This is a genomic window from Aquimarina litoralis (assembly GCF_019295435.1).
GTDB lineage: Bacteria > Bacteroidota > Bacteroidia > Flavobacteriales > Flavobacteriaceae > Aquimarina > Aquimarina litoralis_A.
This window is the reverse complement of the sequence record NZ_WEKL01000012.1, coordinates 41,677-55,271: the sequence shown is the minus strand read 5'-3', so window position 1 is coordinate 55,271 and position 13,595 is coordinate 41,677. Positions and strand designations below refer to the sequence as shown.

Annotated in this window: 17 protein-coding genes; 11 read left to right on the top strand and 6 right to left on the bottom strand. The window is 31.5% G+C overall.

What is annotated here, in order from left to right; all coding sequences use genetic code 11:
* Window positions 1–46: 46 nt before the first annotated feature.
* Together GBO31_RS08770 and GBO31_RS08765 are read left to right on the top strand one after the other, a co-directional pair.
* Window positions 47–274, top strand: coding sequence for a hypothetical protein (locus GBO31_RS08770; protein WP_219007955.1), 228 nt, complete (start codon window positions 47–49; stop codon window positions 272–274).
* Window positions 275–316: 42 nt separating this feature from the next.
* Complete coding sequence (locus tag GBO31_RS08765) at window positions 317–886, top strand: phosphatase PAP2 family protein (protein ID WP_219007954.1); 570 nt, start codon at window positions 317–319, stop codon at window positions 884–886.
* Between the two features lie 23 nt (window positions 887–909).
* On the opposite strand, the gene GBO31_RS08760 is transcribed toward GBO31_RS08765, so the two are convergent.
* Together GBO31_RS08760 and GBO31_RS08755 are read right to left on the bottom strand one after the other, a co-directional pair.
* Window positions 910–1,836 (bottom strand): expansin EXLX1 family cellulose-binding protein, encoded by a 927-nt coding sequence (locus GBO31_RS08760; RefSeq protein WP_219007953.1) that lies wholly within the window; start codon window positions 1,834–1,836, stop codon window positions 910–912.
* Between the two features lie 104 nt (window positions 1,837–1,940).
* The gene (locus GBO31_RS08755) at window positions 1,941–3,452 is read right to left on the bottom strand and encodes a BCCT family transporter (protein ID WP_219007952.1); all 1,512 of its coding nucleotides are present in this window, start codon (window positions 3,450–3,452) and stop codon (window positions 1,941–1,943) included.
* 276 nt (window positions 3,453–3,728) lie between these two features.
* On the opposite strand from GBO31_RS08755, the gene GBO31_RS08750 reads away from it, so the two are divergent.
* On the top strand, window positions 3,729–4,019 hold the full coding sequence (locus tag GBO31_RS08750; RefSeq protein ID WP_219007951.1) for a hypothetical protein: 291 nt from the start codon (window positions 3,729–3,731) through the stop codon (window positions 4,017–4,019).
* Between the two features lie 31 nt (window positions 4,020–4,050).
* Here GBO31_RS08750 and meaB read toward each other — a convergent pair whose 3' ends face one another.
* The gene (meaB, locus tag GBO31_RS08745; protein WP_219007950.1) at window positions 4,051–5,112 is read right to left on the bottom strand and encodes a methylmalonyl Co-A mutase-associated GTPase MeaB; all 1,062 of its coding nucleotides are present in this window, start codon (window positions 5,110–5,112) and stop codon (window positions 4,051–4,053) included.
* Between the two features lie 76 nt (window positions 5,113–5,188).
* Window positions 5,189–5,752, bottom strand: a complete 564-nt coding sequence (locus GBO31_RS08740) for a DUF2911 domain-containing protein (RefSeq protein ID WP_219007949.1) — start codon at window positions 5,750–5,752, stop codon at window positions 5,189–5,191.
* A 63-nt stretch (window positions 5,753–5,815) separates the two neighbouring features.
* On the opposite strand from GBO31_RS08740, the gene GBO31_RS08735 reads away from it, so the two are divergent.
* A complete protein-coding gene (locus GBO31_RS08735; protein WP_246615817.1) occupies window positions 5,816–7,435 on the top strand; it encodes a phytoene desaturase family protein in 1,620 nt (539 codons plus the stop codon).
* A 4-nt stretch (window positions 7,436–7,439) separates the two neighbouring features.
* On the opposite strand, the gene GBO31_RS08730 is transcribed toward GBO31_RS08735, so the two are convergent.
* Complete coding sequence (locus tag GBO31_RS08730; RefSeq protein ID WP_219007948.1) at window positions 7,440–7,664, bottom strand: hypothetical protein; 225 nt, start codon at window positions 7,662–7,664, stop codon at window positions 7,440–7,442.
* A 290-nt stretch (window positions 7,665–7,954) separates the two neighbouring features.
* Here GBO31_RS08730 and GBO31_RS08725 point away from each other — a divergent pair, with 290 nt between their 5' ends.
* The 5 genes from GBO31_RS08725 (at window position 7,955) to GBO31_RS08705 (ending at window position 11,955) form a co-directional block, all read left to right on the top strand.
* A complete protein-coding gene (locus GBO31_RS08725; RefSeq protein WP_219007947.1) occupies window positions 7,955–8,446 on the top strand; it encodes an RNA polymerase sigma factor in 492 nt (163 codons plus the stop codon).
* Window positions 8,430–9,044, top strand: a complete 615-nt coding sequence (locus GBO31_RS08720) for a hypothetical protein (RefSeq protein WP_219007946.1) — start codon at window positions 8,430–8,432, stop codon at window positions 9,042–9,044. The genes GBO31_RS08725 and GBO31_RS08720 overlap by 17 nt, the downstream gene beginning before the upstream one ends.
* Window positions 9,016–10,395: a hypothetical protein gene (locus GBO31_RS08715; protein ID WP_219007945.1), complete on the top strand. Its 1,380-nt coding sequence runs from the start codon at window positions 9,016–9,018 to the stop codon at window positions 10,393–10,395. Before GBO31_RS08720 ends, GBO31_RS08715 begins: the two co-directional genes overlap by 29 nt.
* Before the next feature lie 263 nt (window positions 10,396–10,658).
* Window positions 10,659–10,958 (top strand): hypothetical protein, encoded by a 300-nt coding sequence (locus GBO31_RS08710; protein ID WP_219007944.1) that lies wholly within the window; start codon window positions 10,659–10,661, stop codon window positions 10,956–10,958.
* 364 nt (window positions 10,959–11,322) lie between these two features.
* Entirely contained in the window at window positions 11,323–11,955 is a 633-nt protein-coding gene (locus tag GBO31_RS08705; RefSeq protein WP_219007943.1) for a hypothetical protein, read from the top strand.
* Between the two features lie 82 nt (window positions 11,956–12,037).
* Here GBO31_RS08705 and GBO31_RS08700 read toward each other — a convergent pair whose 3' ends face one another.
* Window positions 12,038–12,397: a DUF6249 domain-containing protein gene (locus tag GBO31_RS08700; RefSeq protein WP_219007942.1), complete on the bottom strand. Its 360-nt coding sequence runs from the start codon at window positions 12,395–12,397 to the stop codon at window positions 12,038–12,040.
* 153 nt (window positions 12,398–12,550) lie between these two features.
* Between GBO31_RS08700 and GBO31_RS08695 the strand changes: the two genes are divergently transcribed.
* Window positions 12,551–13,138, top strand: a complete 588-nt coding sequence (locus tag GBO31_RS08695; RefSeq protein ID WP_219007941.1) for an RNA polymerase sigma factor — start codon at window positions 12,551–12,553, stop codon at window positions 13,136–13,138.
* The gene (locus GBO31_RS08690) at window positions 13,095–13,514 is read left to right on the top strand and encodes a hypothetical protein (protein ID WP_219007940.1); all 420 of its coding nucleotides are present in this window, start codon (window positions 13,095–13,097) and stop codon (window positions 13,512–13,514) included. Before GBO31_RS08695 ends, GBO31_RS08690 begins: the two co-directional genes overlap by 44 nt.
* The last annotated feature ends 81 nt before the right edge of the window (window positions 13,515–13,595 follow it).

The following is a 13,595-nucleotide window of genomic DNA, read 5'->3' as shown; positions in this document are numbered from 1 at the left end:
TTTACTAGTAAACTTTGTAGTTTTGTCTAACATAATTTATAAGTATATGAGTTTTCCAAAATTCTTATTAGGCGATAATACAGATTACCCAAATGCAATTTTTGTTATCCATACCGAGTTTCCAAGGTTTGTGATTAATTTAGAAAATGACGAGGTAGAATGGTTTGAAGAATTCGATAAAAGTGATGAGAAAGAATTAGAAAGCGAAGCTGAGAATTTATTTCAGGCAGCAAATGATTTTTATGATCGAGAAATCGAACGTTACGAAGAATAATATCATACGATTTCAAATAGAATAGTATAAAACTATTAGTTTATGGAAGAAATTATACAATTAGATAAAGATCTCTTTTTATATTTAAATAATTTAGGATCTCCTGCTTGGGATGGGTTTTGGCTGTTTATGACCGAAAAGTTTTATCAAATCCCATTATATGTAGTACTCCTATATTTTTTCTATAAATATTTTGGAATAAAGGGAACAATATTCACTCTTGTGATTGTAGCAGCTTTGATTACTGCTTCAGATCAGTTATCTAATTTGTTTAAAAACGTATTATTTATGAGACCAAGACCTTGTAGAGCAGAAGGTATTGGAGAGTTTACTCGATTTATTGCAGAAAGATGTGGTCGACATGGATATTTTTCTGCGCATGCTGCAAGTTCTATGGCATTGGCATTTTTTACGGGATTAGCTTTGCAAAAAAGATTGAAATATATCTTTCCTTTTATGGTGTTTTGGTCAATTGTTGTGAGTTATAGTAGAATTTATGTAGGCGTTCATTATCCAGGAGATATCATTACAGGAATGGCTATCGGAATACTTTTAGGAGTAGGAGCTTATAAGTTACATATGTTTTTGATTAAGAAGTATGTGACGCAGTAACGCATTTTGTGATGTAAAAAAATCTACTTAATAATGATTTTCTCTGCTTTTTTATTTTCAACAGATAAAAAGTAAAGACCAGACTTTAGTATAGATGTGTCGATAAAACTAGCATTCCCTTTTTTTATTTTTTTTCCATTACTGTCAGTCAGTATCCAGTTTTTAGCATCATTAATTATGTATAATATTTCTGAAGAAGGATTGGGGTAATAAGAAAGTTTGGTAACCTCTATATCATCTACAGAAAGTGTTTCCGAGCATTCTGAAGGAGTGGTGAATTGTTTACCTGTATTATAATCTTCATTCAGATTAATAGGAATATTTTCAAAAATTAATTCTTCTCCCAAAATTGAAGTAATTCTTAAGTTCATTGGAGAAGCAATACCATCAGTTTCAATAAAAAAATTAAATAACACACGATCCACAGGTTTCCAAGTATTATCAGATAATTGATATTCCATTTTGGCAATAGCATGTTTAATATTTCGAAATTGTATAGCTGTCCAATATATACTAGAACCTTCTTTAAAGTTAATTTTAATGGATTCATTATTGGAAGCACTATCACAAGGCACGAACTTCCAGGATATAGGAACTCTTCCATCGATAACATCTGCCATCATAGCAAAAGCTTGTTCTGTCATGTCTACATCTCCCTCTGCACATTCTGGGCATCTATCCACAACTTTGAGTCTAACACTGCCTTTAGGTCCTGTGACTTCAATACAAGCTCCGCAAGCATTACTGCCATCATAATCAATATTGTTTAGAGCACAATGCATATGATCTCCATCTGCAACAGGTAAAGAGCAATTCCCGAAAACTCCTCCATCAACACCATCATAATAGGTACCTTCACCAGTATGAACAGCATCATTACAGTTCTGTGCAGATAATGTAAACAAGAAGAAAAAAGCGATGCTATACAGAAGGTAAATATTGGGTTTCATAATTTTGGGTTTTAAGTTGGTATATTCATTTATCTATACGCAGAAAATTGACGATTAGTATAAATCTGGTATTATTTTGATTGTTAATTTTTAATTCAGATACATTATTGCTCAACCCTTGTTTTTCTAAAGTCTAGAAAAAATAACACCATCATTACAACCATTAACAATGAAAATGGTAGTGAGGTAATAATTAATAGTTTTTGCATTGCTGTCAAGACATTAATATCTTCTTTCGCATTTCCAAGTAAAAGAATTCCAATAGCAAAGATGGTAAGCACAATACTCCATAATAGGCGATGTTTTTTAGAAGGATGTTGTTTTCCATGATCTGTAAACATACTTAACACAAAAATGGCAGAATCTAAAGAAGTAATTAGGAAACTAATAAGCAAGAGTATTACTACGGTATTTATTAAACCTTGAAATGGATAGTTTTCAAAAAAAATAAAAATTGACGTAAAAACATTATCGAATTCACCTTGATAGATGCTCAAATTATCTACAATTTGAAATGCAGATTCGCCAAATACGGTAAACCAGAAAAAAGTTCCTAATGATGGAACAATAAGAACACCAGTAATCAACTCTCTAAGTGTTCTACCTCGAGAAATTCTAGCAATAAAAATTCCAGTAAAAGGAGCCCAAGCTAACCAAAATGCCCAATAATAATATGTCCAATCGGTTAAAAAAACTTCTCCGGGATTATAAACCCCATACGCTATGCTCAACGGAATAAAATCTATAACATAATGCAAAAGTGAGGAGCCAAATTGTGATACTATTGCAAGAATATCACTTTGTATGAAAACAAAAAATAACAACGCTAAAGTGATATAAATATTCCAGGTCGAAATTACCTTGATTCCTTTATTTACTCCTTTAAAAACTGAGATAAAAGCTAAAACAGAGATTAGAATTAATAAAAATATGGTTATTCTCACATCGAAATTTACCTGTAATAAATGACTAAGCCCACCTTCTATTTGAGTAGTGCCTAATCCAATAGCAGCTACTAATCCAAAAACAGTTGTTAGAATTGCAAGAATATCAATTCCATTGAACATAAGATTTTGTATTCTTTTGGAAGTAATTATAGTTTCTAAAGAACTAAAAGCACTACTGGATAGTACTTTTTTAGATCGCACAAAAAGGTAATAGCCTATAACAATTGCAAAAATTGCATAAAATGCCCATGCAGTGAAACCCCATTGATAAAAAGTATATTCTAAAGCGATACTTTCTACAGTATTGTTTGTATAAATAGGAGAATAACATCTCATAAAAACAGGTTCTTGAACTGCTCTAAGCAGTATACCAGCACCCATTCCAGCACTATATAACATAGATATCCACGCGAGTCTTGAAAATTCCGGCTGATCCGAACTCTTTCCTAACTTTCGTTTACCCCAAGGAGATAATGCGACTATAATTAACGATAATACGGTTATGAGACCCAACCAGAGATAAAATTGACCGAACCACTTCCTTATTGTAATAGAAAGGGACTCGATATAGGTGTATGTTTCTAATGTAAATGCATATAAGAAAAACGAAAAAAATAAAAGAATACCAAGGGAAATATATAATAAACTACTTGAGGTAAACTTTGACATCAGAGGATTAATTAAGGTTTGAATTTAATTATTGTTCTAAATGTACAGGTTTTAATTTTTATAAATAGAAAGTTTGAGGTAAACCCCCTCTTTTTTTGAAGATTATTTGCAAAGATTTTAATTTTTTTATTTTAAATTGTAGTAGTCATTTACACATCAAAATAATGAGAGAAATCATTTGAAATACTTTAGGATATAAAGCTTGTCGTTGGGTATTTTAAATTATAGAAAGGATAAAGTATATCAATAGTAAAGTAACCAACTAATTCTGTAATTATGAGAAGAGTAATTGTTGACTACAAAAAGCTAAATAAAGATATTTTGAATCTTTTAGTGGATAAATTTCCGGATGGCTATTCAGATAAAGATATTATCTCTTTTAAAAATCATCATAATGATACCATAGAAGCCGTAGAAGTAAAAACAAACGACACTATCTATTTAGTTAAAATCAGTGCGCGTTTGGCTGGTGTTATGCAGGACTATGAAGAAGATAATCCCTCAGATTCTGAAATTCCAACATCAGTAACAAAAGAGCAGGTGGGTGAAGTTGATCTGGAGGATTAATTTTTCTAATTTTAGTTAGAGCGTTTCCTATTTAAGAATTTTTATGTTTGTCCAGTAAATATTTTGCTGCGGTAAAAGGTGTAACTTTATGTTGTTGAACAGCGGTAATTTGTTCAGATAATATCTTTTTGATTTCAGGATGATTGTAAAAAGAATTTTTTAACTGTTCTTCGATAGTTTGTAATAACCAAAATTTGTTTTGCTCAGTTCTATTTCTTTCAAAATATCCATTGTTTGAAGAAATCTCTACATATCGTACAATTAATTCCCATATTTCTTCAACCCCTGTTTGGGTCAACGCACTGCAAGTTCGAACTTCTGGAGTCCATTTATTTTCTCCAATCGGATATAAGTGTAATGCTTTTCTAAATTGATTTTTAGCCTCTCTAGCACGTTTTACATTATCTCCATCTGCTTTGTTTATTACAATTGCATCAGCCATTTCGATAATACCGCGTTTGATTCCTTGTAGTTCATCACCAGCTCCAGCAAGTTTTAGTAACAAAAAGAAATCAACCATGCTATGAACTACTGTTTCGCTTTGACCAACACCAACAGTTTCAATAATAATTACATCATATCCAGCTGCTTCACATAAAATAATAGATTCACGCGTTTTTTGTGCCACACCACCTAATGAACTTCCAGAAGGAGAAGGTCTGATAAATGCTTCTGTAGATCTTACCAAAGATTCCATTCTAGTTTTGTCTCCTAGAATACTACCACCAGAAATAGTACTACTTGGATCTACCGCTAATACTGCCACTTTTTTCCCTTTTTTAATGAGTACATTTCCCAAAGCTTCGATAAATGTACTTTTCCCAACACCAGGAACTCCTGTAATACCTATTCGAATAGAATTATTTGCATACGGAAGGCATTTTTCAATGAGCTGCTGTGTTTTTTCGCTATGTTTTTGTTGTGTGCTTTCAACTAAGGTTATTCCTTTGCTAAGAGCGGTCGTATTTTGAGCAATAATTCCTTTAAAAATTTCTGGAATGGATATCTCCTTTTGTTGTAGTTTTTTGAAACGATTAATGGCACTTGGATTAGTGTTAGCAGGTAGTTTTGAAGACTTATCTCGGTGTTCCATTTCATCTAATTTAAAAAGCAGTGGATTGGCAAATTTATAAATTCATTTCAGTAAAATACCCTTATTATTTGCAATATTACAAGTTAGATTTTATCGGAATAGCGATACCCGTTTGATCCCAAGCCAGAAACATGATAGTAAAGTTATTTGCTTCTTGAAAATAAATAGAAAATTGTTCTATGACATTCAATAAATGTTGCACTGGAACTTCAATGATTAAAACATCTTTTTCGGGATTCCTTGCAGGTTCTCCATTTGTTAAGCTTACACCCCAGTTATATTGTTCTTCATTAAAAATCACCTTCCAGGACTGTTTGCCGGGTATAGTCCATAAAGTGTAAGTTCCTGCATTTAATTCAGATCCATCTACTAAAATTTTTTTATCTGTAGTAAAAGTTGTTGCTTCATTCGCTCCAGTTCTCCATACTTGATCAAAAGGAACGAGTGCCCCAAAAATCTCTCTTCCTTTTTTAAAAGGCCGATTATAAAATACCGTAAATGTTGCTTCATTGCTAACATGGGTGACAGTTTCTTCTGGACTGTGTTTTTTAGTGTTGTTTTTGAGAACAAAAAAGCTTGCAATACATATAATTATAAACCCAATTAAAAAAAATAACGATCTTTTCAGAAGTGCAGACATAGGAGTTTTTTAAATTTTAAAGATATCTCTTTTACTATATGAAGATACATATATTTCTTACTTTTGAGCTCTTATTTCTTACATATGGTAGAAAAATCCTATAAAAAATTTACTGAAGATATTGTATTTGAAGATGATACTTATGTAATTATTGGTTCTGGAGTTGGAGGTTTAACTACTGCAGTTTTTTTAGCCAAGGCAGGAAAGAAAGTTGTTGTGTTAGAACAGCATTATACACCAGGAGGGTTTACACATACTTTTAAAAGAAGAAAAGGTTTAGTATGGGATGTAGGAGTACACTATGTAGGGAATATGAAGGAAGGTTCAGGACTACGAAGAATCTTTAATTATCTATCAGGAAACAGGTTAGAGTGGGATGCTATGGGAGATCCTTATGATGTAGCTTACATTGGTGACCGTAGATTTGAATTTGTAGCTGGAAAGGAAAATTTTAGAGAAAAGTTCTATGAATATTTTCCTAATGATAAGCCCGCAATTGCTAAGTATTTAGAATTATTAGAAAAAAGTACCAAGAAAAACCTTTTGTATTTTGCCCAGAAGGCATTTCCTGGTTTACTTAGTATAACTTTGGGGCCTATATTTAGAAGAATACAACGTCCTATTTCTAATAAAACAACATACGAAGTACTAAGCAGTATTACTGATAATCAAGAGTTGATTGCTGTTTTGTGTGCTCAGTGTGGTAATTATGGATTATCTCCTAAAGAAAGTAGTTTTGCTTCGCATTGCATTGTTATTAATCACTTTATGGAAGGAGGTTATTATCCAAGAGGAGGAGCTAATCGTATTCATGAAACCATAATAGAAAATTTAGAAACATTAGGAGTTCCAGTTTATATAAAGGCCAATGTAGAAAAGATAGTCACTAAAGGAAAGTCCGTTAAAGCTTTAATGATTAATGGAAAAGAGTACAGTTGTAAAAAGGTTATTAGTAATGCAGGAGCTCGAAATACTTTTTTAAACTTGTTGGATCCATCAGTAATTAAGAAAAAACACATTGATTTTAAAAAAGTGAAATCTTCTACTTGCCACTTGTGTTTATATGTAGGGATGAATAAAAGTGATTTGGATTTGAACTTACCAAAGTATAATATCTGGTGGTATGAAGATAAAGACACCGATAGTATTTTGAATGATAGAGATAATCTGACTCAAGATCATTTATCATTTGCTTATATATCATTTCCATCTGCCAAAGATAGTATGTGGTCAAAAGAACATTCTGATCAGTCTACCATCCAATTGATAGGAAGAGCTTGGTATCCGGATTTTAAAGAGTATGAAGATGAACCTTGGTTAAATCGAGGTGATACATATGATCAAATTAAAGAAGATTTTAAACGGAAAGGATTACAATTGTTATATCAACTTTTTCCACAATTAGAGGGACATATCATTCATGCTGAAGTTTCAACTCCAGTTTCTACTAGAAAATTTAGTAAATATCAAGAAGGAGAGATTTATGGAGTTACTCATGCTCCAGAGCGCTATAAAACAAGAGTTTTAAGACCAAGAACACATATTAAAGGGTTGTATCTTACGGGGCAGGATATTACGTTAGTTGGAGTTGGTGGCGCGATGGGAAGTGGAATTCTTACTTCGACCACCATTATAAAATGGAATATGAGTAAACAATTTAAAGAGATTGCAGCTAACTATTAGTTTTTTATATCATTTTCATAACTTTCATAAAATTCATCACATTAACAGCATAAGCATTTCGCTGATTAACTAACATATCTAACACAGATTTTGGTAGTGGTTTTGATTCTAAAAAATTATCAATTTGCTTAATAATATCTTTTGTGTGATCTACATTATTCTTCATTAGATTTTTTACGCTTTCTAATTCTTTAGAGTTGGTGCTATTAAAGTTAACTGAATTATACATGTTTTGAGGATTTGTGATTGAGATTATACTTATGTTTTTAATAGTCTTTGCTTTTTACAAAAACTTACTAAGTTTTATTTATTTTTTATTAATATTCTGAAAACCAGTTGATTTTGTTTTTTTCGTTTTTTTTATCTTTAATTTTGCAACACCTTAATATACAATCTCGTCTTTAGAAGAGAATAGTAATTAGAACAGTTTTAAAGAAGTAATCACTAACCTAAATTTAAGTCAGTTTGTTACAGAGCGAGCTAATAGAACAGTGTAGGGCTAACGATCGTAAAGCACAGATGAAGCTTTATAATAAGTACTGTGATGGTATGTATTATGTTGCATTACGATTTCTTAAAGATCCTTTTGAGGCAGAAGAAGCGATGCAGGAATCTTTTATTAAAGCCTTTTTAAAATTACATCAGTTTACGGGTGATGTAACGTTTGGTGCGTGGCTAAAACGAATAGTGATTAATAAGAGTATCGATATGCTCAAAGCGAAAAAAATGAATATGGTTGCTATTAATGAGCAAGTGATGTCTACAGTAGAAGAGCAAGACGATTGGTCTGTTTCAGATTCTACTACTGTTGAAGAAGTGAAAAATGCAATTGAAAGATTGCCTGAAAAATATAAGTATGCCGTAATGCTATTTTTAATAGAGGGATACGATCATAAAGAAATAAGCGAGATATTAGATATTACACCAGTTGCTTCTCGAACCTTAGTGCACAGAGGAAAGAAACAACTTCAAGATCAATTAAAACATTTAAGAGATGGGACAGGATATTAGAGAATTGCTGAAGCAAGATAATCGGATTCCTTCTGAACGTTTAACAGAGGGGCATCAGGATCGTTTTTTAGCGAGATTGGAAGAAGAACTTCCTAAAAAGGCAAGAAAATTTAATTACGGTTGGTTAAGAATTGCAGCCAGTGTCGTCGTAATATTGTCCATTTCTATGTTAGCATTTAATGAGTTTGGAAATAATGGAATAAACAACAATACACAGGTTGTGGATGCCAATACATCAGATGTTAAAAATGCTACCGTGGTTTTGAGCAAGCAAACATCGTCACTAGCCGAGATGTTTCCTGAGTATGAAAAAACAGAGAATTATTTGCTAACAGGAATAAAGTTTCAACTATCTCAGATTAATGTAGATGATTCTAACAGAGAGTTGGTAGAAAGTTTTATGAAACGATTAGAAAAACTTAACAAAGAGTATCTAGACCTTAATAAGGAATTGATAGAAGTAGGTCCTAATGTGCAAAGTGCCGAGGCAATGATAGAAAATTTGACACTTAGATTATCTCTCTTAAATAGACTAAAAGACAAACTAAAAGAATTAGAAAAAATTGAGAATGAAAATTACATTGATATACAAGCTTAATATTCTTGCACTTAGCGTGGCATGTTGTTCTGGAGTATTTGCTCAAGATAGACTACAAAAGTTAAGTGAAAAGTTTGTTGTAAATGAGGATGTTACCATCCAATTAAATACTAGCCATACGGAAATTGTTTTCGAAAGCTGGAATAAAAACACGGTTGAAGTCGAGGCTTATATCGAAGGAGATAATATTAATGAGAATAATAAAGAACGTTTTCTACAAAACTGGAAGATAGAGGCTTTAGGGAATAGCAGAGAAATTAAGATCAATTCGTTAACAGGAAATTTTTGGTCCGGAACTATATCTTCTGCAAACAATGCTGATGCTCAACCAGAGTATAATAGGTTAGAACCAGTAATTTCAGATATGTTAAGACCTATTCTGAAAAATATTGAAAATAATCCAATGCCTAGCGCTCTTTCGGAAAACTTGGCAAGTATGAATTTCGATACAAATAAGTTTAAAGAAAATGAAGAGAAATATATCCAACAGTGGGGAGATCAAATCAAAGAGAAATTTGGAGATAATTATGAGAATGTTGTAAAAAGTTGGACCAATGAATTAAACAAAAATGCTCAACAAATTCAACCAAATGCTAACTTGAATTCACAAGATTGGGCTGGAGAAGAGTTTGCCAGAAGAATGCAAGCATGGGCTTCTCAATTCTCGGGAGATTTAGAAATTACACAGCGTAATGGTTCAAACGTAACTGTTTATCGATATAGCTCTAGAATGAATAACTCTTCAGGAACAGTACATCGAATAGTAAAGGTAAAAATGCCTAAAAAAGTATTATTAAAGTTAAATATCAGACACGGTAATGTGCAATTAGCGGAAAAAACAGTCAATATGATCGCGTCACTTTCTCATACCAGTTTACAAGGTGATGTTATAGATGGAGACCGTACTTTTATAAGAACATCATATTCTCCAATTGCAATTAAACAATGGAACAATGGAAGGTTAGCTGTTAATTATGTAAAGAACTGCAGAATTCAAAAGGCTAAAAACCTGAGAGTGRATGCAGATTCTAGTAACTTATTTATCCAAGAATTAGAAGATAATGCAGCGATATCAGGTAGTTTTGGAGCGATAACTATAGCGAATCTTTTAGATTCTTTTTCAACTTTAGATCTAGCCGTAGAGAATAGCGATTTTAAATTAAAATTACCTGATACAGCTTTTAATATAGCTTATAGCGGTGTGCAAAGTAGAATATCATTACCGAAAACAGTAGAGGTAAATGCCAGAAGAAATTTTGGAAACATATTTGTAAACGGCTTCAATAAAACGAGAGATACTGATAAAGTTATAACCATAAATTCAAAATATAGCGATATCATACTACAATAATTTTATTATAATGTGTTAATTGTTTAAAGGCTCTGCTAATCAGTTTAGTAGGGCTTTTTTGTTGGCTTATTTTACCAGTAAGAAATAATAAAGATGTAAACATAAAGCTACAAATAAAGAAATAAATGGTGCCGTTTGTACCATTCGTCCTAGAATTAAAATATTTTATCCAATAATTCATAGAATACTTTTTGTCTTTTTCTTTTTATAGTACATTTATTACGGGAAAATACAGAGCATAATTAATTTAATTTCAGTAGCTTATGAAAAAATTAGTACTAATTTTTTCTTTAATGTATGCTACAGTTTTGTTTGGAAATAATGGAAATGACGAAAGCCTCATCGTCAAGCGTAATGGAAACATTATAACTGTAGTTAATTTTAAAGATGGGGACAAAGTAAAATTATTTGAATTACGAACGGGAAAAATAATCACCTATAAAACTAAAAGAGGGATTTTTGATCTTAGTCAACTTCCTGAGGGAAAATACCTGTTAATTAATCGAGATGGACGTAAGGTAATCGTTGAAAAACGAATAGATATGTCAAGCTATTCTAAGTAGCTGGTTGTCAAAACAGAGCGATTGCTTTGGATAATTTTTGTTTAAATTAATGTTAAATTAATCCATTTAATCATTCGTTTATTAATCTTTTTTTAAGAAATTGATAACGCTGAAATGTGGGATTTTTGTTTGTTTATCTTTTTTATCTGCACTTAATCGGCTTTTCTGACATTTTTTAAAAATATAAATATTTGATATTCAATATTTTAGTGTTTAAAATTTGCTTATGTTATCTTTTTTGTGTCATTGGTCGAAAATCAAAAACCTTTGATCTAAAAGTTGTTCAAAATTTTCCAAGAACGACAATTAAACGATATTATTGTATGGTAATCACGTAAAAATGTTACAATAAAAAATCCAGACAATGAGAACTTTACTATTTATTTTAGGTTTCTTTTTCTTGACAAGTGTAAATGCTCGTAATGACGAAAGTTTACAAATTGAGAAGGATGGATTTATTGTAATGGTGGTTGATTTTCAAGATGGTGATAAAATAAAGTTGTTTGAAGTTGAAACAGGAGATCATATTTTATCAAAAACAAGAGGTCAAGTAGATTTAACATTCTTACCGCTAGGAAAATATTTACTAGAGAATAATGAAGGAAAATCTGTAGTTATCGAGAGAACGGATGAAGAAATCGTAATCGAAGAATTAGGTACTGAATATATGGTAGAAAGAGACAGTGATAGAATGCCTATTAGTGAAGTTACTGTTGAAGAAGAGTTAGAAGATATCTATTACAGATCAGAAGTGAATCCATTAGCAGTATCAAGAAACGGAGATGTTTTTACTGTGTTAGATTTCGAAGAAGGAGATAAAATCAAATTATTTGAGGTTGTTGATAAAATACATGTATTAACGAAAACTACTAAAGTGGTTGACCTTACTCAATTATCAGTAGGAAAATATATATTAGAAAATAATAGAGGGCAATCTGTGATCATCGAGAAATTTGATATCGAGATGGAATATACAGACATTGTTGCTTACAATTAAGATTTATTTTATTTACATAGAATAAGTAGAATTTGGGGGAAGACCTATCAGAAATGATAGGTCTTTATAATTTCTAAGAACCTTAGGCTTCTTGTTTGTCCAGATTTTTGGTCATCGTGAACCCCGTAAACAATCCGATACCTGCCATAAAGAATATCGTACCAGGATATGCAACTTCTCCGTGAACTCCCAAAGAGTAGTGTAAAATACCAGCAATAAAAATACCTGATCCAATACCCATTAGTAATAATGAAAAGTTGAGAATAAAGACTTTCCATACTGGCGTCACTCTTTTTGCTTTGCTACTATAAAAAATAGAGGCATCAGCTCCTTTGTCGATTAACGACATGCGCTCTTTGTTTCTCGCAGTAATAAATAAATAGAAAATACCAAAAATGCATCCAAAGATAGATAGTGGTATTAATGCTTCGACAAAACTCATAATTTTAAGATTTAATAGGTTTAACTTAACTGTTCGTTTTTCTCTATGACGTATGTTAATGGAATTCGGTTACAAAAAATTGAAAAAAAATATTTCGTATCTTTTTTAAAATAAATTGTAACCGAAAAAGAAAATGCATCGTCTTATGAAGAAATGAACCATCAATCAGATCAATATTATATAGAGCAGGTGCTCAAAGGAGATGCAAATTCTTTTGCAACTCTAGTGGAGCGTTATCAAAGTCTGGTATATACCGTTACGTATAGGATGGTTAAAAATAAAGAAGAGGCAGAAGAAATTGCTCAAGATACTTTTGTAAAGGCCTATAAATCTTTAATTAATTATAGAGGTGATGCAAAGTTTTCTACTTGGTTGTATACAATAGCATACCGTAAAAGTCTTGATGCAATCAAAACGAAAAAACGCTTTTTGTCTAGTGAGTTGATAGAGGATATCAGTGAAGGAGAAATAGGAATTGTGAATGATGCATTAAATTATTTGCAAAGCAAGGAAAGGAAACAAATAATAACAGATAGTATTCTTAAGTTACCAGAAGAAGATGCGGCTATAGTTACCTTGTATTATTTCGACGAAAAAAGCGTAAAAGAAATTAAGGATATTGTCGGATTAACAGAAGATAATATAAAAATAAAACTGTATCGAAGTAGAAAAAAGTTATATTCGATACTTAAACATTATGTTTCACCAGAAATCAATGCTAGGAATGGAAGAGCCATATAATGACATCAGAGGATTAGTAAAGGAAGCAGGTAATGAATCTCCTTCCATGGATTTTTTGCAAAATGTAATGCACGAGGTAAGTGCTATTCCTAAACACAAGTCGATAGAATATCAACCACTGATTTCAAAAAGAGCTTGGGTTATTATTGGAATATGCGTGATCAGTATATTGATTACGTTATTGTATTTGTCTGAGAGTAAATCAATTTTTGATAATGTGAATATGTATTTTCCGAATGTATCTAAGTTCGAAAACCCATTTTCAGATTTTAAATTTCATAATACTACAATGTACGGAATCATTTTTCTAGCTATTTTGTTTGCTATACAAATAACAGTAATCAAAAGAAGAATGGATAAAACATATTCTGTTTAGATCTTTTTAGTGTTGTAAATCAAAAATATTTTTTAAAAATCAATACATTCTTTAATTTACCTCCAGCTTTAGTTGGCAGAA